We start from the raw sequence: 20650 nt of genomic DNA, 5'->3' as shown, positions 1-20650 counted from the left end.
CATATGACAAAAACATAAAATTATAAACATATGCAACCTAGCTTATTGGTATTAGCCGCAGGAATGGGAAGTCGGTATGGGGGATTAAAGCAGATCGATCCGATTGGGCCAACGAATGAAACCATTATTGATTATTCGATACATGATGCAATTGATGCCGGTTTTGGCAAGCTCGTTTTTGTGATTAGAGCGGGTTTTGAGGAAGAATTCAGAGCGCTTTTTGATGCAAAACTAGCTGGGAAGATTGAAGTTGATTACGTAATTCAGGAAATCGGAAAGGTTCCTGAGGGATCCGTATATAATTTGGAACGGGAAAAACCGTGGGGAACGGCTCATGCCGTTTTAATGGCAAAAAATTCTATTAATGAACCTTTTGCAGTAATTAATGCCGACGATTACTATGGAGCTGAGGCTTTCACCACTATGGCAGATTATTTGACTCAGTCTGTTACTGATGAAGAATACTGCATGCTTGGCTACCAGTTGGGCAATACCATTTCGGAAAATGGTTCGGTATCAAGAGGAGTTTGCGAAACAAATGAGAATGATTTCCTGACTACTGTTGTTGAGCGCACACATATTGAGAGGTTGGAAAATGGAATTGCCTGCAGGGAAAATGAAGAGTGGATAAAGCTAGCTCCGGACACAATTGTTTCCATGAACTTTTGGGGTTTTACGCCCAAAATATTTGATCATTTGGAAGCTCAGTTTAGCGTTTTTCTGCAGGAAGAAGGCCATCAGTTGAAGTCAGAATTTTTTATTCCTTCAGTAGTTGCCACTATCATTAAAGATGGAAAAACGAAGGTTAAAGTTTTGAAGTCGGATGCTCAGTGGTTTGGCGTGACTTATCGGGAGGATAAAGAAAAAGTAATTAAAGCGATTGGGAAATTGATCGAGAAGGGAATCTATCCTTCTAAATTGTGGGCCTAATTTTAGAGGAAAGTGAAACAAGAGGAATAAAATTAATATCCCAAAAGGGTGGGTACATATACGAAAAGCCAATTCCGAAAAATTATTCGCATTTGTGCGGAAGTTACAACAGGAAAGTAGGCTAAGGATTTGATCGAATGTGTGAAGCAAATAATGAATAATAAAAACGAATAAATACGAATCTGACTTATACCATGAACTATGGTCTGACTCTAACCTTAAATCAGTTATAAAATGCGTACTTCTCAATCTTCATTCAAGAGCTTTGTTCTGCCAATGATTATCATTGGAGCTTTGTTCTTTATTTTTGGCTTTGTTACCTGGCTAAATGGAATTCTGATTCCATATCTGCAAATAGCTTGCGATTTGTCCGATTTTCAGGCCATGTTTGTCGCTTTTGCCTTTTACATTGCTTACACCATTATGGCACTGCCATCGGCTTGGGTGATAAAAAGGCTGGGTTTTAAAAATGGCATGATGGTCGGTTTATGGGTAATGGCAGTGGGAACACTGATTTTTATCCCTGCAGCGATGTCGAGAACTTACCTGACTTTTTTAACGGGTCTTTTTGTTATGGGTACTGGTCTTGCAATTTTACAAACAGCATCAAATCCATATGTAACTGTGATTGGACCTAGGGAAAGTGCTGCTCGTAGAATCAGTATTTTGGGAATTTGCAACAAATTTGCAGGAGCTATGGCCCCTCTGATTTTAGCGTACTACGTTCTTAACGATGGCGATGCATTTAAGCTAAGTCTGGAAACTATGGATGCTGCTTCTCGTGTTGTTGCTCTTGATGCTTTAGCTGCTCGCGTTATCAACCCATACATTGTGATGACCATCGTTCTTTTCCTTATGGGATTTGGCGTTCGCATGGCACCACTTCCTGAAATTGACGTAACAAAGAATGGTGATGGTGAGGCTGATGATAATTCGAACAAGAAAAGTATTTTCGGTTTTCCTCATTTGATTCTAGGTGTTTTAGCTTTGTTCTTCTATGTAGGTGCCGAAGTTGTAGCGGGTGATACTATTATCCGTTACGGAATCTCTTTAGGCATTGAGATGAATGTTGCCAAAGCCTTCACATCTTATACAATGGTGACAATGGTTGTAGGTTACTTACTGGGAATCACACTTATTCCACGTGTCATTTCTCAACGTTTTGCACTACAAATGTCAGCCATTTTTGGTATTATTTTCTCATTGGGAGTGATCCTAACATCAGGCATTACCTCGGTTCTGTTTGTTGCTTTATTTGGTTTTGCAAATGCTTTGGTTTGGCCAGCTATTTGGCCACTTGCATTGTCAAATTTAGGACGTTTCATAAATACAGGTTCTGCTTTGTTGATCATGGCTATTTCAGGTGGTGCAATTATGCCATTGGTATGGGGTGGTTTATCCGATGCATTCGGAAGTCAACAAGCTTATTGGGTAATGGTACCCTGTTACCTGTTCATTCTTTTCTATTCTGTTAAAGGATGCAAGTTGAAATCGTGGAAATAAATGGCATACTAGCTAATTGATAGGTTTAAAAGTTTGTTGCACTCCGCAGGAAGCTTTCTACAGGTCATGTAAATGTCCCTGCAGTTTGCAGCAAGCTTTACACAGGTTATGTAAATGTCTCTGCAGTTTGCAGGAAGCTTTGCACAGGTTATGTGAATGTCCCTGCAGTTTGCAGGAATAATTATAAAGAATGAGAAGGCCTATTTTACGAGATTTTCAGTAAATGATACCGATTCGTGTTTTATTTTTAAAACGGATACTAAGAGCAAATGAGTAAAGACCTAAACTATATCGTATCGAAGTTTCAGTTAGAGGGGGATATTGAAAATATTCGTCCTCTGGGTGAAGGCTTTATAAACGATACATTTTTTGTGAAAACGTTTGGTGATACACATCCTGTCTATTTGCTGCAAATTACTAACAAGCATGGAAGAACAATATGAGCAGATGAAGCAAGTGGTATCAAAATACAGCAAAGAATTATCAGTGTAATAAAAGGAATTTTATTTCTGATGCCGAACCCGGTATTTAATCGTGTGGTAGCGTAATTTAAAACGAACAGTTATTTTCTCACGAAAGTGACGTGTTTTAAACGAGTAAGGTTAAGAGATTATAGAAATAAAAAGAATATGAAAACATTATTTACATCAAAAGTAGAGCAAGCATTTCATGAATTATCTGGAGTGCCGGAAATTACAGCCAAAATACCTTATGTAACGGTTGATAATTTTCCGAAATTGGGTTTGATGACTTCACTTCGGTTTTTGGAGTGGGCAGAACAGAATCCTCAGGGAGTAATTAGTTTGCCAACAGGTAAAACACCAGAGTATTTTATCAAATACACTCAGTTTCTTCTTGAGAATTGGAACAAGCCTAAGGGAATGGATATCCGCAGTAAATATGGACTTGGAAACATGGCGAAACCCGATTTGAGTGGTTTGCAGTTTGTCCAGATTGATGAGTTTTATCCAATTGATCCGCGCCAGCACAATAGTTTCCACAACTATGTGATGAAATACTATATTGATGGTTTTGGCTTGGATATATCCAATTCATTGCTAATTAATTCAGATGAAATTCCATTGGTAGATAATAAGCATTTTCTGGAAGTTTTTCCTGATTACAATATTGATTTGTCGCTTCGTTACCGCGAGGCAACAAGTGTTGTGGAAGAGATGCAGCAGAAATCAATTTTCATGATTGACAACTGGTGTACTTCTTATGAGCAAAAAATCCGTGATAAAGGGGGCATCGGCTTTTTCTTGGGAGGACTTGGCCCTGATGGTCATATTGCCTTTAACACCCGAGGATCGGATCATTTTTCGACTACACGATTAACAAAAACAAATTTCGAGACACAGGCAGTTGCCGCAGGTGATTTGGGCGGGATTGAAATATCAAGAAACCGTTTGGTGATTACCATTGGCTTGGATACGATTACTCACGATTCAAATGCTGTTTCCATTATTTTTGCTGCAGGTGAAGCCAAAGCTGAGATTGTAAAAGGATCACTGGAAAGTGCGCCAAATGCTATTTATCCAGCTTCGGTGCTACAGCGTCAGAAAAACAGTCGTTTTTACTTAACAAAGGGTGCGGCCTGCAAGTTGACCGATAGTGTGAATCAGTTTTACAAAACAGGAGAGTGGACTCATTCAAAATCAGAAAGATCAATAATTGATCTGTGTCAGAAAATCAATAAATACGGTCATCATTTAACTTTGGAAGATTTAAAGGCTGATCCTTACACCAGTCAGATTCCTAATTTGAATGCGGAAACTGTTCATACTGTTATCGATTCCATCAAAAAGAAGATGGAAAAGGGAATGAAACCTGATACCAACGAGGTAATTTATCATACCGGTCCTCATCACGATGATATCATGCTGGGAATTATGCCATACACCAACCGGCAGATGCGTTCAGCAACCAACGACGTTCATTTTTCTGTTCTTACATCTGGTTTTACTGCGGTTACAAATGATTTTGTAATTGGTGTGTTGAAAGAATGTCAGGATTATATTGCAAAAGGTGAAATTCAAATGCTGGATTATCCTGATTTCTTCGAAGTAGGATATAGCAAAAAGTGGGACAAAGATGTGTATCATTTCTTGAATTCAGTTGCGGCCCGCAATCAAAACGGAAAGCGAAGAGGTTTGTGTCATCGTGTAATTCGTTCCATTGTTGAAGTTTGGAGTGTTCGAAATAAATCACATTTAACTGAAGAAATCGCAAGTATTATCAGCGATTTAGAAAATAGCTACGACGGAGGAAAAAATTCTCCTGAAGTTCAGAAAATGAAAGGAATGATTCGTGAGTTTGAAGAGGAGTTGGTTTGGGCTCACTTCGGTACTCCGGTTAAAAATGTTCATCACTTGCGTTTGGGCTTTTATAAAGGTGATGTGTTTACAGAAAGCCCTGAAAAGAACAGAGACATGCTTCCTGTACTGGAAGAATTTAGAAAACACAAGCCAACAATTATTAGTTTGGCAATGGATCCGGAAGGAAGTGGACCGGATACACATTATAAAGTATTGCAAGCTATTGCTGGTGCAGTTAAGGAGTGGAAAGAAGAGGAAGATTTATCGAAACTTCGAATTATTGGTTACCGAAATGTTTGGTTTAAATACCATCCTTCCGAAGCCGATTCTATTGTGCCGGTTTCACTGAATGCTCTTGATGTTATGGAAAACTCATTTAGCGAAAGTTATTTAAGTCAGGTAAATGCATCCTTTCCAAGTTATGAGTACGATGGCAAATTCAACGAGTTAACTCAAAAGATTTGGGTTCAGCAGTTGAAACAAATTCAATTGCTGTTAGGCAAGAATTTCTTCTACGAAAACAATCATCCATTGGTACGTGCTACTCATGGTTTGGTTTATATGAAGGAGATGACTGCTGACGAGTTTGTTGCTATGGCACAAGACTTAGAAAAAGCAGTTGAGGAAAATCCGTTTTAACTACCACACATAAATACCCCGGATCGGGAGACAATTGTCTCTCGGTCCACTTTTTTTTAGTAAATGACTGAATATATCGTAAAAAGAATAAAAGCCAATATGTTGAACCTTACTGGGGGACAAATGCATCCTGTTTGGGAAATGGCAAATATCAATTCAGACTTCTCTTATCCCTGGGAAGAGGAGAAAGAACCTAAGACCACTTTTAGAGCTTTGCATGATGATAATAAATTATTTTTCAGGTTCGACGTAGAAGATGAGAATGTATTGACTTACGTTGATGAAGATCACAAAATGGAGGTAGTCCAAAGTGATCGCGTTGAGATTTTTTTTAGACAAAATGAAAAATTAAATCCGTACTACTGTTTGGAAATGGATGCCCGAGGACGTGTCTTGGATTATGTGACCCGATATTATCGCGATTTTGATTACCAATGGGAATGGCCTGAAGGAAATTTGGAGGTGAAAGCTTCGGTAAATCCAAAAGGATATGTGGTGGAAGGTTCAATTAAACTTTCCTCTTTGAAAGAGTTAGGATTGTTGAAAAAAGATAGAATAGAGGCTGGTTTGTATCGTGGGTATTGTATGGGTTTGCCAGATGGAAACAAAGAGGCGGATTTGAGATGGATTTCCTGGGTGAAACCAGATTCTGAAGAACCGGATTTTCATATTCCATCATCATTTGGTACGTTTAAATTAGAAGCCTACTATAAAGACTATAAAGAAAGAACTAGCTTTGCTTCTTAATTTAGCTAGCATACTTGCTCTGTTTGGACTCAATAAGTAAATATGTTTTGTTTTTTTACGGCCAAATTAGCAGTAGTGCTGGTTCAACAACGGGACTAGCATCACGATCATTTTTATTTGAAAGCAAATTAGAATAAATTGTAATGACAGATATAGCAGTAGGTATAGATATAGGAGGAACCAATACCGTTTTTTCATGTGTTGACGCAAACGGAAAATCCTGGGGAAATGGAAGTATTCTCACTCAGGAGCAAGAACGATTTGAGGATTTTCTGAATGACTTGTGTAATCTAATGGATAAGACGATTGAAGATTCAAGTGAGAATCTTAAATTAATTGGGGTTGGTATTGGAGCTCCCAATGGAAATTTTCATACCGGCACAATCGAAAATGCCGCCAATTTAAGGTGGAAAGGATGCTTGGAAATTTCCCGTTTGGTGAAGGAACGCATGAATGTCCCCGTAAAACTTACCAATGATGCCAATGCTGCGGCTTTGGGTGAGCGTATATTTGGAGGTGCAAAAAACATGACTGACTATATGATGATTACTCTGGGTACTGGTTTGGGAAGTGGTATTGTTGTAAACGGCGATTTGCTTTACGGACATGATGGATTTGCCGGGGAAGTTGGACATATTATTGTAAGGCCGGAAGGACGGGAATGTGGTTGTGGCCGAAGAGGTTGTTTAGAGACATATGTATCTGCTACCGGAGTAAAACGAACTGTGTATAAGATGTTGGCAAAACATTTGGGCGATAGTCCTTTGCGAGAAATCCCGTTTAATAAATTGACTGCGAAAATGGTTGCCGACGCGGCCAATGACGGGGATTTACTAGCAATGGAAGTCTTTGCCTATACCGGGAAAATGTTAGGGGAAACTTTGGCGAATATTGCTACGGTAACTAGTCCTAAAGCTATTTTCTTTTTTGGAGGATTGGCAAAGGCTGGAGAACTTCTTTTTGAACCTGTTCGTGAGGCAATGGAGAAGAATTTACTGTTTCTGTATAAAAACAAAATTAGCCTCTTGCCTTCAGAATTAGGCGATGATGCTGCAGTACTTGGGGCGGCCGCTTTAATATGGAACGATCAAAGCCGAAAGTGAATTAGATTTTGTGGGAAATCAAGCAATATTAGGGAAATATTAACAAACAAAAAATGATAATATGAGTAAATTCTTACAATTTGGATTGGCATTACTATTCATTCCTATGATGTTGTTTTCTTGCAAAAAACCGATTCCTAAAGATTTGAATCAGGAAAATCTGATCCCTAAGCCAGTAAGTTTAACTGCAACAGGAAGTTCGTTCGAATGGACAAAGAATACTCAAATTAATATTCAAACAGGAAAGGAAGAAGTAAGAGAAATAGCAGCCTATCTGGCCGATTTCATCGCTCCTTCGACAGGATTCAAGACCGAAATAAAAGAGTTGAAGAAACCCTTGGGAAGTAGAGGAATCTCTCTGATTATAAATGAGAACCAAAAAGATTTGGGTGAAGAAGGATATAATTTGATCATTGAGTCTAAAAAAATCACTCTGGAGGCTTTTAAACCTGAAGGTATCTTTCGTGGAGTGCAAACAATTCGGCAACTTTTACCTGCAAAAATAGAATCAGATAGTTTGCAGAAAGGTCCTTGGTTAATTGCCAGTGGAACAATTATGGATTATCCGCAGTATGGATATCGCGGAGCCATGTTGGATGTGGTACGACACTTTTTCGGTATTGAGGATGTTAAGCAATACATTGATTATTTGGCTGCATATAAAATGAATGTTTTGCATCTGCATCTTTCCGATGATCAGGGATGGAGAATTGAAATAAAATCGTGGCCTAAACTAACAGAAATTGGTGGAAAGACACAAGTTGGTGGCGGGAAAGGTGGATACTACACACAGGAAGAATATCAAGAAATTGTGCAGTATGCCAAGGAGCGTTACATTACAATTATTCCTGAAATCGACATGCCAGGTCACACGAATGCCGCTTTGGCTTCTTATGCTGAATTAAATGCTGATAATAAAGCTTGTGAATTGTATACAGGAACACGAGTTGGATTCAGCACTTTGGCTACTGATAAAGAAATTACCTACCAATTTGTTGATGATGTGATTCGCGAATTGGCTGCTATCACTCCTGGTGAGTATATTCATATCGGAGGAGACGAATCGCATGTAACCAAAAAGAAAGATTACATCAAGTTTGTGAATAGAGTGCAGAAAATTGTTCAGTCTCATGGTAAGAAGATGATGGGATGGGCTGATGTTGCTGCTGCATCTCTTGATGAAAGCTCTGTGGCTCAGTTTTGGCAAACCAAACCAGAAAATGCAGTAAAGGCCGTAAAGCAAAACGTAAAAGTTATAATGTCTCCTGCTTCACTTGCTTATATGGATATGCAGTACGATTCATTATGTCCATTGGGTCTGCACTGGGCCGGTTTTGTTCCTGTTGACAAGGCTTACAATTGGACTCTGGAAAGTATTGTAGAAGGAATAGCTAAGAAGGATATTCTGGGGATTGAAGCTCCTCTTTGGACTGAAACAGTTGAAACTATGGATGACATCGAGTTTCTTGTGTTTCCACGTCTTCCAGGTTACGCAGAATTAGGATGGTCTCCTGTTGAAAACCATTCATGGGACGAGTATAAATTTCGCCTTGGAATGCAACAAGAAAGATTTGAATTTATGAATATTAACTACTATAAATCAGAATTGATACCATGGCAAGTTCTTAAAAATAAGGAGTTGAAATAGATTTTAAATGAGCTTGTTACCATAAGCCTGTCCAGCAGAGACAGGCTTTTTTAATTCGGGCCACTTCCGGGTTTGGGTATCTCTTTTGAAATAGAAGCCGACGCAATTACCTAAGATTTAGGTCCCAAATACATATCAGAATTTATCGTTTCTTCCCAACTTACTTCTTTTTTAGTTTCAGCTGAAATTTTTCCCTTGATACTGGAAAGGCTTGATTCCGCAGTTTGAAATGCTTCACTTATTGGTTTCTCAGTACGAATGGCTTATTTTTCTTGTGGTGCATGAAAAACAAATGGACCAATAGATTTAAAATATGAAAGAAGGGGGAACAACAGAAGTTTAAAACTTGATAAAAGCGAATTCTACAGAATAAGTAAACATTCAGTAAGAAGATTACAAGCTTAGTTTAATTAATTGTGAAGTTATCTGCCTTTATCAACTATTAGACTTCACTATTATTGTTTTTGAAAGTCAACTAATGTAAATTTGTTTTTATTGTTAATCCTAAATTAAACTAAATGAGCAAACAAATTCTTGTTACCGGAGGAACCGGTTTTATAGGATCACATACCGTTGTGGAATTGCAAAACAGTGGCTACGATGTTGTGATTGTTGATAACCTTTCGAATTCAAAAATTGAAGTGCTGGATCAGATTAAGAAAATATCCGGCATTCGACCAAAATTCGAGCAGTTTGATTTAACGGACAAACAAAAAGTAAAAGATTTCTTTCAGAAATATTCAGATATAGAAGCAATTATACATTTTGCTGCATCGAAAGCGGTTGGAGAATCGGTTGATAAACCATTGATGTATTATCATAATAACTTGAGCTCTTTACTAAATATCATGGATTCAATGATTGAGTTTAATGTATCTAATCTTGTGTTTTCATCTTCTTGTACTGTATATGGACAGCCAGAGCATTTACCGGTAACGGAGCAAACACCAAGAAAAGAAGCTGAATCACCTTACGGAAATACGAAAGTTATTTGTGAGGATATCATTCGAGATACGATTAAAGCATATCCATCATTAAAAGGAATCGCACTAAGGTATTTCAACCCAATTGGGGCACATGCAACTGCTAAAATTGGTGAGTTGCCATTGGGCGTACCCAATAACTTAATTCCTTTCCTAACACAAACTGTGGCTGGTATTCGTCCAGAGTTGAGTGTTTTTGGTAATGATTATGATACCGCCGATGGTTCAGCCATTCGCGACTACATTCATGTTGTAGATTTAGCCAAGGCACATGTAGTAGCTATTGAAAGGCTATTAAAAAACAAGAACAAGGAAAATTACGAATATTTTAATATTGGAACAGGTAATGGAGTTTCTGTTCTTGAGATTATTAAATCATTCGAAAGAGCAACAGGAGAGAAAGTTCCTCATAAAATAGTAGCTCGTCGAGCTGGCGATATCGAACAAATATATGCCGATACCACCTTAGCAAATGAAGAATTAGGATGGAAAGCAGAGAGTACTCTTGATGCGACCCTTCTTTCAGCCTGGAAATGGCAATTGAATATCGGCAAGATGTAAATCGTATTTAAAAAGAATTAAAAAATATCCCGGCCTCAAAGAAGTCGGGATATTTTATTGTAGAGGTTGTATGTGTTTGGAAATAAGAGTTGAAAGGCTTGGGTCTACTCTTTTTGAGAGGTATTAAAAAAAAGCGATTCATTTAAATATGAATCGCTTTTTAGTTTATCCAGCTTTCGTTTTTACTTCGTGTTTTGATCGATTACCAGTTTGATTGCCCGTTGGCAGGCAGGGCAAAATTTATCGTGACGGGTAAACATGATGCAATTTGCAGCACTTCGGTACAAACCTTTTGACTTGTATTGAGCTCCTTCGAAAGCACCTACTTTACCACTATATTTCATATTGGATAAAAGCTCATTATCCCATGCTTTTTGTTTCAGAAAGAAATCTTCCATTACTTTTTCATCAACTTTAGATTTTCGTAACTCAACACGCTTTTTCTGAACGGCAATGCTGTTCTCATCGTATTTTTCTTTCTCCCATGGAGTTGGAATTGGTGTGCCAGGAGTAACGATGTCTTTCCATTTAATTGTTTCGGGATCAGCATTGGCCGTTACATTTAGTTCCCAAGGTTCCAAATGCTTGGCGTCCATTTCGTAAGCTGTTGCAGATGTGTAATACTCGTCAGCCAAATCAGCAAAATGATGACCAAATTCATGAACAAACAAGTATTCCTGAAAAGCATTATCAACCGCAGCAGTGATGTATAAGTTGTAGATACCGCCACCACCATAAATGGAGTCATTCATTAAAATGGCCGTAAATTCATAGGGTACTGCTGCTGCTGCGTTCCGAATGGTTTTATTATCGAACCCAAGCGCATATCGTTCCGAATCAAAAGCTCCGTAGGTAACTGAAAGAGCTGATCGGGTGTGGATATCCTGATGAGAATGATTCACGCCAGAATCGGGAGATGGAGTTTCTACCGCTCTGATCGAAAATTTATCCTTAAATGAAGCATAAGGTTCGGTATTTAAAAGAACTTCAGCAAAGCGCTGTGCATCCTTTTTAAATTTCCCCATATCTTCTTTTGCGTAACCTTCTCCTAAAACAACAATGTCAACTTGATGTTCAGGTTTTCCGTTCACTACAATATCAATTGTATTGTAATGATTTTTTACTGGGCTGGAGAATGAACGGTAATGTTTTGGATTCACATTATAAGTCCATATGGGATCGAAGCCATTGTTAATATTACGTTTTGATATTGTGACAGCCACCTCATTTTTAGGCCAGGGAAAACGAAGAGATTCATGAAAACTTCCCCATTCTGTTTTTGCTTCCGGTGTAGTTTCCCATTCGCCATAAATACTTGCAAATCCTCGTGAGTAGAGCAGTGTACCAGTTTTAGAGTCTTTTACTTCGAAAAAATATTTTCCCAGTTTCAGATTGTCAAGTAAAACAGTTTTACTGCCTGCCCAGTCGCCATCATTCACCATTTGATCGAAAGCGAAGTGTTCTTCACCCGAATTTCCCACATGGTTATAGTCCAGACGCATTGTAGCACTTGTAAAATAATCAGCATATTGAGCCATGGATGAAAAGGAGATGCCAATTAGTACAAGGGTAAATACAAAAATATTTTTCATATGTTTATAATTTTAAGTTTTTGTCATATGGAACTTACCATATAATCATCTCCCTGTGTGTAGAAAGCTTTATACATGGACGTTTCATAGTATTTTGTTTCTTTTTAGTGTTTTGTAGATGCTACAAGATAAGGATTATCTGTTTTCCGAAAAATGCGATTCGTCATATCTCTACTAATTCTGTAAAGGCAAGTTTATGTAATTAGTTCAAGCATTGTAGTTGTAGATGTTTAGGAAATATCAAATGCCCCCTTAAAAATTGTTTATATACCACTATTATGACAGGTTCATAATACCTACTATTGTACTAAAAAGTATCGAAGGTATAATTTTTACTCATTAGGAATGTATTCGGTATGTAGAAGGCAAGTGAAATAAGTAAAGGGTAAGAATTAATATAGGTAATCAGAAATGATTCACCGCTCAAAATAATAATAGCTCAAAAGTATTTATTGCTGATTAAAAAATGAAGTTTATGAAAATGAAAAATTTAATCTGGTCGATTTTATTAGTGCCAATTTTAATTGCAGGATGTCAACCAGCAAAAAAAACGGATGAAGAGAAGAGTGCAAAACCAAACGTTGTGGTTATCTATATGGATGATTTGGGCTACGGCGATTTAAGTTCATATGGCGCAACTGAATTGCAAACACCAAATATTGATGCAATTGCCGAAGGAGGAATCCGATTCACCAATGGTTATGCATCATCAGCAACTTGCACGCCAAGTAGATATGCACTGTTAACAGGATCTTATCCTTGGAGAAATAAAGATGCAAAGATACTTGCTGGCAGTGCTCCCTTATTAATTGGTACAGATCAACCTACACTTCCTAAAATGATGCAAGCAAACGGATACCATACAGGTGTTGTAGGCAAGTGGCATTTAGGTTTGGGTGATGGTGCTTTGGATTGGAACAAACACATAACTCCGGGTCCTAACGAAGTTGGATTCGATTATTCGTATATTATGGCTGCGACTCAAGATCGTGTTCCTACTGTATTTATCGATAATGGGAATGTTGTTGGTGTAGATGCTAATGATCCCATTGAAGTAAGCTACAAAGAGAATTTTGCGGGTCAGCAAACCGGACTTGAGAATCCAGAGCTTTGTAGATTGAAATGGCATCATGGTCACAATGGGACTATTGTGAATGGAATTCCTAGAATTGGATTCATGAAAGGTGGCGAAAAGGCGAAATGGGTTGATGAAGAAATGTCTGGTCACTTTTTGAAATTGGCTCAGCAATATGTACGAGATCATAAAAGTGAACCCTTCTTTTTGTATTACGCATTGCAACAGCCTCATGTACCTCGTACTCCAAATCCTGCTTTTGTTGGAAAATCGGGAATGGGTGCACGTGGAGATGTAATTTTGGAAGCCGACTGGACCATAGGAGAGTTCATGAAAACAATGAAGGAAGAAGGCTTATTGGAGAATACTTTAATCGTTTTCTCAAGCGATAATGGTCCGGTGTTGAATGACGGTTATAACGATGATGCCGTTGAGAAATTAGGAAAGCACAAACCTTCAGGACCATTTAGAGGTGGAAAATACAGTTTATTCGAAGCAGGCACAAGAATTCCATTTATCACCTATTGGAAAGGTAAAATTAAGCCGCAAGAATCAGATGTTTTGGTTTGTCAGATGGATTTAATGGCTTCAATAGCCAAATTAATTGGTGTCGAAGCTCCAAAAACAGACAGTCAGGATATGCTAAGTGCATTATTGGGAGAGAGCGACAAAGGAAGAGAAAACCTGATTGTTGAAGCAAATTCTAAAACTGCATTTCGTAAAGGAAATTGGATAATGATTCCTCCATATGAGGGTACTCCGATTCTAAAGCAAGTGAATATTGAGATAGGGAATTCAAAGGCTTATCAACTTTACAATATTAAAGAAGATATTGATCAGCAAAACAATTTAGCAACGACTAATCCTGAGAAATTGAAAGAAATGCTTACTGAATTTGAAAATATCCGCGGAAAAAATTATAGTAATATAACAGAAGTGGAACTAAAATAATTGGATCTACTTATTCTAGATTATTTTGATAATTTTTACTAAACCTGTCCTATTGGGGCAGGTTTTTTTTTACATGAAACGTCCATGCCAAAGTGATTTTGACACACAGGGAGATGATTATCTCAGCATGGTAATCCCGAAAGCTTTCGGGGCCATATGACAAAAACTTAAAATTATAATCGTATGAATATTTATTCTTTTTTAGTCCTTCTAATTGTTTCTATACCTACTTATTTTGAAGTTGGTAACTTTTAACGAGAATTAAATTTTCTGGAATTGTTAATTTAAAAACGATACTTCATCTCATCTACCCCCTATATATTATCAAATACGCACCTTATTATCAAATACACACTGTTTAAGTAGCTAAATACGTGCTGATACGCTCATGTTTTCTTCTTAACATTGACTCGGAAACAAATACAAATTTTAGTTTAAGGTCGATATGAAGAGAATACTTAATTTCATAGTTGTTGCTTTTTTTATGACATTCATTGGATGTACGAGTGACAAGCATACTCAGGAAGAGTTTGATGTAAGCCAATACAGTGAGCAGGATTTTGATCGTTTGGGCATAACTGATAAGGATCATTTAAGCGCTGCATCAAAAAGAGCTTTAAAGTGGGATAAATTAGGGAATGAATGGTTTATTGAATTTGAAGTTTCAGATTTAAAAGGCGATTTGGCCTATGAAGAAGGTGTCGTGAGAAGAGACCCAAGTGCTCTTTTAAAAATTGATGGTAAATACTATGTGTGGTATACTAAAAGTACCGGGCCAACACAAGGTTTTGCTGGTGATATAGAAAATGAAAAAGTATTTCCTTGGGATCGATGTGATATTTGGTACGCAACATCAGAGGATGGAATAACCTGGAAAGAAGAAGGCTTAGCGGTACCAAGAGGCCCCAAAGGAGCTTATGACGATCGTTCGGTTTTTACTGTGGAAGTAATGGAATGGGAAGGAACTTATTATTTGTCTTATCAAACTGTAAAGTCGCCTTACAATGTGCGTGTAAAGAATCAAGTAGGTTTGGCATGGTCCAGCTCACCTAATGGTCCTTGGACGAAATCAGAAGAGCCTATTTTAAGTCCGGCTGATAACGGTGTTTGGAAAGGCACAGACGATAATCGCTTTAATGTAATTAAGAAAGGTGATTTTGATAGTCATAAAGTTCATGATCCATGCATCATTCCTTTTAATGGTAAATTTTACTTGTACTATAAAGGAGAACAAATGGGAGAAGAAATTACTTTTGGAGGACGTCAAATTCGACATGGTTTAGCTATTGCTGATAATCCTAAAGGACCTTACGTAAAATCTCCTTACAACCCAATATCTAATAGCGGACATGAGATATGCGTTTGGCCATATAATGGTGGTGTTGCATCATTGATTACTACAGATGGTCCTGAGAAAAACACAATACAATGGTCTCCGGATGGAATTAATTTTTCAATCAAATCATCCATAAAAGGAGCTCCACATGCAATTGGATTAAACCGTTCTGCTGATATAGAAAAAGAACCTACAGAAATTCTTCGTTGGGGATTGACTCACGAGTATATGAATTCAGATTATCAATACATTAGACGATTTACATCAAGAAGAGTAACAACCCACGTGGCTATAGGTGAGGCTCCTAAAGCCAAATAGATATTAGATTAGTTGGATTTAGAGTTAGTGTGTAGGGGTTGTTTCAGAACGTAGTTGTGAAACAACCTTTTTTTTATGAAAAAACCTAATACTGAAAATATGATAAGAATGGCCAAATGTTTAATTATAGCCTTGTTGAGTGCAATCTCATGCTGTAATTTATATGCGCAACCAGGGTCGATCAACTCACATAAGGAGAACAGTCAGGTTGTACGCGATCTGAGTGGCATGCGTTGGAAAATGAAAATGATGCTGCCAGGCGAGGGAGTTAAGCAAGGATTACATGAATTACCACCTGAGGATATTGAAACTCTGGTTTGGAATATTGCTGAAGTACCTGGTGATGTTTTTACAGATTTATGGAAAATTGGTGCCATTGAAGATCCTTATTTTGGACGTAATAGTGTGAAGGCACAATGGGTGCAACAATACGAATGGTGGTATTCCATACAGTTTAATGTAACCGAGGACATAAGCGATCAGGTAGTTCGTTTGGATTTTGAAGGTGTTGATTACAGTTGTGATGTGTGGTTGAACGGACATCATTTGGGGCGTCATGAAGGTGCTTTTTCACCATTTTCATTTGATATTAATGATGCGTTACGAGTTTCGAAACATCGCTTGGAGAGCACTAATTTATTGATGGTGAAACTCGACCCACCACCACAAGTGAACGCGAAGGTGGCTGGTAAAAAAACACCCTGGTTTGGCGATTACTGGCGCGATTTGATTCCTTTTGGAATTTGGCGTCCCGTAAAAATGGTTTCGACAGGCAAGGTTCGTATCAAGGATGTATATGCCAATACGATTATTAATGAGGATGAAACAGCAGAAGTTGGTTTAGAGTTGAGTGTGGAAAATACCAGCGATGTTCCAAAGGAAATGACTTTTATAGCATCTATTGAAGGCAAAAATTTTGAATCGAAGAACATTACAGTCGAACTAACAAAAAAGGTGAAACCTGGATTGCATAAATTTGTACAGAACATCCATGTCGAAAAACCGAAGCTTTGGTGGCCTTGGGATTTAGGGAAACCAAACCTCTACAAAGCGAGGATCTCAGTAAAAGAAGGACAGGTTAATCATGACTTTAGAGAAGTAACATTTGGTATTCGAGAAGTTACAATGGCTTGGAATCCTGGCTTCACGAAAGATGAGGTTAGTTTTCCTCGTACAACATTAATAAATGGGAAAAACCATTTTATCAGATCAGCTTGTTGGGGTGGACCACCGGATATCTTTGTAGGACGAACATCCCCTGATGAATACGCAACTTTAATTAAGCTGGCCAAAGAGGCAAACATGAATAATATTCGTATTTTCGGATGGCATCCACCCGAAATTCCTGAATTTTATGAACTTTGCGATGAGGCTGGATTAACCGTTTGGCAAGATGTCGTTCCTTTAGGAACAGGCAATCTACCTAGAGATCAAAAATTATTGGATGATATCATTCATGAAGCGGTATTGGTGATTAAAGAACGCCGAAATCATCCTTCTTTGATTATGATGGAAGGTGGTGAGGAGATGCTGTTGCGCACGGCAGATCCGTTGTTTGCTGTCGGTTTTCTGGAGGCATTGGGAGATTCACTGCAAAGTTACGTAAAGTTACCTTTCGTACCCGATTCACCATTAACTTGTGAAATGTCTCAAAAGGCAGGCTTTAAACCAAAAGAGGCCGTGCATGCACTAAAATATTTCTACAGTATGGGCTTTGCATTGATGGAAGATTGGTATCAAACGCTTGATTATCCTATTGTTCCGGAGTTTGCAATCACTTCGGTTCCATCTGTTGAAAGTCTTAAGAAATTTATTCCTGAAGACGAAATGTGGCCTCCAGGATTGAGTTGGGGACACCATTGGGCAGATTTGGATCGCTTAAAAATGCAAAATTTCGACGTGTTTGGGGAAGAAAGAATTGGCTCTTTAGAGGAATTTGTGAATGCCACTCAGGATGCTCAAGGTATAATTTTCCAGAATGGGATAGAGTATTTTCGTCGTCATAAACCACGTTTAAGTGGAATCGCACTCTGTCATTTTATTACTTATTGGCCTGATATGAAATGGGGAATCGTTGATAATTATCAGCAACCGAAACGTTCTTACGATTTTGTGAAAAAAGCGTATCAGCCACTCTTGGTTAGTTTCAACTTTAAAAAACGACGTTGGCATAATGATGAAGCTCTGAAGGGTGAGATTTGGGTGATTAATGATTTCTACACCAATTACAAGAATTGCAAAATCAAATTTACCATTGAGGATGATAAGGGTAAAGTGCTTACATCGAGTAATTATGATGTTGCAGCGATCGCTGAAAATAGTGCTAAAAAGTTCTTTGATATTGACGAGGATATTTTAAAATCTGTTGATAAGAAGTTTTTTATAAAGCTTCAGTTGATGGATAAAAAAGGAAACGAATTATCTGCTAATGATTATTTCTTTTTAATTGGTGATCAGGCTACGGCTACAAAGCAGTTTAACGGAATGAGGGAAAAGATGCAGAAGAGAAATGGAAAGTACACCTATGGTAATTACTTGCGCTTCTTTGATGACATGACTCGTCAAAATGGGAAGGATTACAAGAGTGGGGTGGAAAAACCAAAAGCAAGTGATTATTAAACTGCAATGTTCTCATGATATTCGTTTTGAATAGGTATTGGAGTTTGTATCATCATTATTATTACTATTTGAATTCAAATTTTGCATTATGAATAAAATCGGTTTACTTCTATTTGTTTGCGCCATTTCTATTGGTGGAGTGCAGGCGATAGAGCCAGAGGATATTACTATTGATGTCAATTTAAATGTAAAACGAAGCCTGGGTAATGTAACCAGCTTCGATTGAAATAAATTCGTTGCAATTCATTCTGATATAAGTGAGCAAGAATGGGATGGTACTAATTTTACTCCAGACCTTCAAGATCATTTTTTGAATGGTTATGATGTTTATCTGGGACGAAATACGGGAGGTATGGCCTGGAATTTGAATCAGGTTGTGCTTGAAGATCCCGATAGGACTGGATTTGCGAGTCCTGCCAGCATTACTTCTTCGGGAGAAAGTAATAAGATAAATTACGGGAGTAAAACTCAGTATCATGCCTATGAGTTTCGGAACGATCAGATTTTGTGTGCTCAACTTCATCCTTTCTGGCCTGATGGGCAGGAAACAAAAAAAGGATGGGCTCTTTCACAAGTAGATACAGATACAGAACCTTTAGGAACAGCTACCGGAGAATACATGGGAAGATACATTCGTGATACATATGGGACAGGAGGAACTACTGGCAAACCACAACCAAAGTATGTTGAAATTATTAATGAGCCTTTGTATTGGTTGGTTGATCACGGAACGGATCAGCCTGAAGAAATATTTAAATTTCACAATTCCGTTGCAAAAGAGATCCGAAAATACAATCCAAATTCAAGCATTCAAATTGGAGGTTTTTGCACCGCCTTTCCTGATTTTGAAAAGAATGATTTCAAGCAATGGGAAGAGCGTTGGAAGTTGTTTCTGGATATGTGCGGTGACAATATGGATTATTGGACCATTCACTTATACGATTTCGCAGCGCAAGGCGGAAAGCAAAAGTATCGAAAAGGAAGTAATATGGAAGCTACTTTTGACATGATGGAACAATACAGCTATTTGTCATTTGGTAAGGTGAAACCATTTATGGTTTCAGAGTTTGGAGGCGTATCTCATGATTTGAAAGGAGCATGGTCACCTCTTCGGGATTGGCATCATATGAAATCGGTTAATTCCATGAGAATGCAATTTATGGAGAGGGCTGATATCATCAACAAAACCATTGATTTTCTTCCTATTAAAGCAGAGTGGGGAACTACGGATGTTAATAATACTTACTCGCATAGACTAATGCGAAAAGAAAATGAACCAAGCAGTTATACCGGCGATTGGGTGTATACCGAAATGGTAAAAGTATATCAGTTGTGGTCTGATGTAAAGGGAATCCGAGTTGATTCTAAGTCTACAAACCCTGATGTTATGACGGATGTTTACGTGGATGGCAACAAGGCTTATGTGATACTGAATAACCTGGAGTTTACTGCTGTAAATGTTAGTTTGAATATTCAGGGAGCTAGTCAGGATTTACAGTCACTAAAAATAAAGAACTTGTATTTGGAGGGTGATAAACCGGTTCTGGATGAGTCTGTTGTTAGCCTTGATCCCAAAGATTTTACTTTAGGAGCTGAAGGAACAATGATTCTTGAATACACGTATGCTTCAGCAATTGATATTGATGAAACATCAGACGAGCTTAAGTATTATGCGAGTACATATTATAAGCCAATACTTGCCAACACTCCTGAATCATTCACAATTAGTGGTGTTGAAACCGGAGCATATGGAGAAGCTGTTCTTCGTTTGGGAATTGGACGTGCTCATGGAAAATCTTTACATCCCAAAGTCATGGTTAATGGAGTGCAACTTTCCGTTCCGGAAAATTTTAGAGGAGGTCTTCAGACTCAGCGAGAAAGCTTTTTTGGAGTGCTTGAAATACCTGTTCCCTATCCATTACTTAAAGCAAACAATACGATTTCTGTTGAATTTACTGAAGCAGGTGGTTACATCAGCAGTGTTGCGATGAGAGCTAATGAATTTAGCAAAGAAATTGTACGTGCCGAGAATGTTACTGTTGGAATTTTCGATATACCGTCTTCCAATACTTTGGAAAATTCGAAGGTGAAATTGTATCCAAATCCAACCTGTTCTATCCTAAACGTGGAGCTTGGAGAATCAAATGATTTTAATGGGTTCGAACTTGTTTCCTTAAATGGTAAAGTTGTTTTTACATCGGATATTTCAAATTTATCTTCCAAACTTCAAATTGATGTTAACTTTTTATCAAAAGGATATTATGTGTTAAGGCTTCGCGGAAATACTTTTCAGTCATTCCCCTTTGTTAAAAATTAAAGAATTGTTT

The 20650-nt window shown here is 37.9% G+C and carries 14 protein-coding genes; 13 read left to right on the top strand and 1 reads right to left on the bottom strand.

Features of this window, described 5'->3' with window-relative positions; all coding sequences use genetic code 11:
- Positions 1 to 30: 30 nt before the first annotated feature.
- The 8 genes from ALGA_RS02865 to galE all read left to right on the top strand — a co-directional run bounded on the left by ALGA_RS02865 (position 31) and on the right by galE (position 10432).
- Entirely contained in the window at positions 31 to 930 is a 900-nt protein-coding gene (locus ALGA_RS02865) for a nucleotidyltransferase family protein (protein ID WP_096427867.1), read from the top strand.
- Between the two features lie 234 nt (positions 931 to 1164).
- The gene (locus ALGA_RS02860) at positions 1165 to 2433 is read left to right on the top strand and encodes a sugar MFS transporter (RefSeq protein ID WP_096427866.1); all 1269 of its coding nucleotides are present in this window, start codon (positions 1165 to 1167) and stop codon (positions 2431 to 2433) included.
- 269 nt (positions 2434 to 2702) lie between these two features.
- A complete protein-coding gene (locus tag ALGA_RS22910) occupies positions 2703 to 2876 on the top strand; it encodes a hypothetical protein (RefSeq protein ID WP_153244837.1) in 174 nt (57 codons plus the stop codon).
- Between the two features lie 186 nt (positions 2877 to 3062).
- Complete coding sequence (locus ALGA_RS02855) at positions 3063 to 5390, top strand: glucosamine-6-phosphate isomerase (protein WP_096427865.1); 2328 nt, start codon at positions 3063 to 3065, stop codon at positions 5388 to 5390.
- A gap of 63 nt (positions 5391 to 5453) precedes the next feature.
- A complete protein-coding gene (locus tag ALGA_RS02850) occupies positions 5454 to 6137 on the top strand; it encodes a carbohydrate-binding family 9-like protein (protein ID WP_096427864.1) in 684 nt (227 codons plus the stop codon).
- A gap of 143 nt (positions 6138 to 6280) precedes the next feature.
- On the top strand, positions 6281 to 7240 hold the full coding sequence (locus ALGA_RS02845; protein ID WP_096427863.1) for an ROK family protein: 960 nt from the start codon (positions 6281 to 6283) through the stop codon (positions 7238 to 7240).
- A 61-nt stretch (positions 7241 to 7301) separates the two neighbouring features.
- The gene (locus ALGA_RS02840) at positions 7302 to 8888 is read left to right on the top strand and encodes a beta-N-acetylhexosaminidase (protein ID WP_096427862.1); all 1587 of its coding nucleotides are present in this window, start codon (positions 7302 to 7304) and stop codon (positions 8886 to 8888) included.
- Between the two features lie 518 nt (positions 8889 to 9406).
- A complete protein-coding gene (galE, locus tag ALGA_RS02835; protein WP_096427861.1) occupies positions 9407 to 10432 on the top strand; it encodes a UDP-glucose 4-epimerase GalE in 1026 nt (341 codons plus the stop codon).
- Positions 10433 to 10614: 182 nt separating this feature from the next.
- On the opposite strand, the gene ALGA_RS02830 is transcribed toward galE, so the two are convergent.
- Entirely contained in the window at positions 10615 to 12024 is a 1410-nt protein-coding gene (locus ALGA_RS02830; RefSeq protein WP_096427860.1) for a M64 family metallopeptidase, read from the bottom strand.
- A gap of 475 nt (positions 12025 to 12499) precedes the next feature.
- On the opposite strand from ALGA_RS02830, the gene ALGA_RS02825 reads away from it, so the two are divergent.
- The 5 genes from ALGA_RS02825 to ALGA_RS02810 all read left to right on the top strand — a co-directional run bounded on the left by ALGA_RS02825 (position 12500) and on the right by ALGA_RS02810 (position 20640).
- Entirely contained in the window at positions 12500 to 14050 is a 1551-nt protein-coding gene (locus ALGA_RS02825) for a sulfatase family protein (protein WP_096427859.1), read from the top strand.
- A gap of 445 nt (positions 14051 to 14495) precedes the next feature.
- Positions 14496 to 15704, top strand: coding sequence for a glycoside hydrolase family 117 protein (locus ALGA_RS02820; protein ID WP_197705686.1), 1209 nt, complete (start codon positions 14496 to 14498; stop codon positions 15702 to 15704).
- Between the two features lie 75 nt (positions 15705 to 15779).
- Positions 15780 to 18323: a glycoside hydrolase family 2 protein gene (locus tag ALGA_RS02815; RefSeq protein ID WP_197705685.1), complete on the top strand. Its 2544-nt coding sequence runs from the start codon at positions 15780 to 15782 to the stop codon at positions 18321 to 18323.
- 88 nt (positions 18324 to 18411) lie between these two features.
- The gene (locus ALGA_RS22905) at positions 18412 to 18549 is read left to right on the top strand and encodes a hypothetical protein (protein ID WP_153244836.1); all 138 of its coding nucleotides are present in this window, start codon (positions 18412 to 18414) and stop codon (positions 18547 to 18549) included.
- 126 nt (positions 18550 to 18675) lie between these two features.
- Entirely contained in the window at positions 18676 to 20640 is a 1965-nt protein-coding gene (locus ALGA_RS02810) for a T9SS type A sorting domain-containing protein (RefSeq protein WP_096427858.1), read from the top strand.
- Positions 20641 to 20650 lie beyond the last annotated feature (10 nt).

The organism is Labilibaculum antarcticum, assembly GCF_002356295.1.
Lineage (GTDB): Bacteria > Bacteroidota > Bacteroidia > Bacteroidales > Marinifilaceae > Labilibaculum > Labilibaculum antarcticum.
The sequence above is the reverse complement of the archived record's forward strand: the minus strand, read 5'-3'. Positions and strand labels throughout refer to the sequence as shown.

Coding starts and splice junctions, on each gene's coding strand:
- ALGA_RS02865 (WP_096427867.1), top strand. CDS start 31: ATGCAACCTAGCTTATTGGTATTAGCCGCAGGAATGGGAAGTCGGTAT.
- ALGA_RS02860 (WP_096427866.1), top strand. CDS start 1,165: ATGCGTACTTCTCAATCTTCATTCAAGAGCTTTGTTCTGCCAATGATT.
- ALGA_RS22910 (WP_153244837.1), top strand. CDS start 2,703: ATGAGTAAAGACCTAAACTATATCGTATCGAAGTTTCAGTTAGAGGGG.
- ALGA_RS02855 (WP_096427865.1), top strand. CDS start 3,063: ATGAAAACATTATTTACATCAAAAGTAGAGCAAGCATTTCATGAATTA.
- ALGA_RS02850 (WP_096427864.1), top strand. CDS start 5,454: ATGACTGAATATATCGTAAAAAGAATAAAAGCCAATATGTTGAACCTT.
- ALGA_RS02845 (WP_096427863.1), top strand. CDS start 6,281: ATGACAGATATAGCAGTAGGTATAGATATAGGAGGAACCAATACCGTT.
- ALGA_RS02840 (WP_096427862.1), top strand. CDS start 7,302: ATGAGTAAATTCTTACAATTTGGATTGGCATTACTATTCATTCCTATG.
- galE (WP_096427861.1), top strand. CDS start 9,407: ATGAGCAAACAAATTCTTGTTACCGGAGGAACCGGTTTTATAGGATCA.
- ALGA_RS02830 (WP_096427860.1), bottom strand. CDS start 12,024: ATGAAAAATATTTTTGTATTTACCCTTGTACTAATTGGCATCTCCTTT.
- ALGA_RS02825 (WP_096427859.1), top strand. CDS start 12,500: ATGAAAATGAAAAATTTAATCTGGTCGATTTTATTAGTGCCAATTTTA.
- ALGA_RS02820 (WP_197705686.1), top strand. CDS start 14,496: ATGAAGAGAATACTTAATTTCATAGTTGTTGCTTTTTTTATGACATTC.
- ALGA_RS02815 (WP_197705685.1), top strand. CDS start 15,780: ATGAAAAAACCTAATACTGAAAATATGATAAGAATGGCCAAATGTTTA.
- ALGA_RS22905 (WP_153244836.1), top strand. CDS start 18,412: ATGAATAAAATCGGTTTACTTCTATTTGTTTGCGCCATTTCTATTGGT.
- ALGA_RS02810 (WP_096427858.1), top strand. CDS start 18,676: ATGGCCTGGAATTTGAATCAGGTTGTGCTTGAAGATCCCGATAGGACT.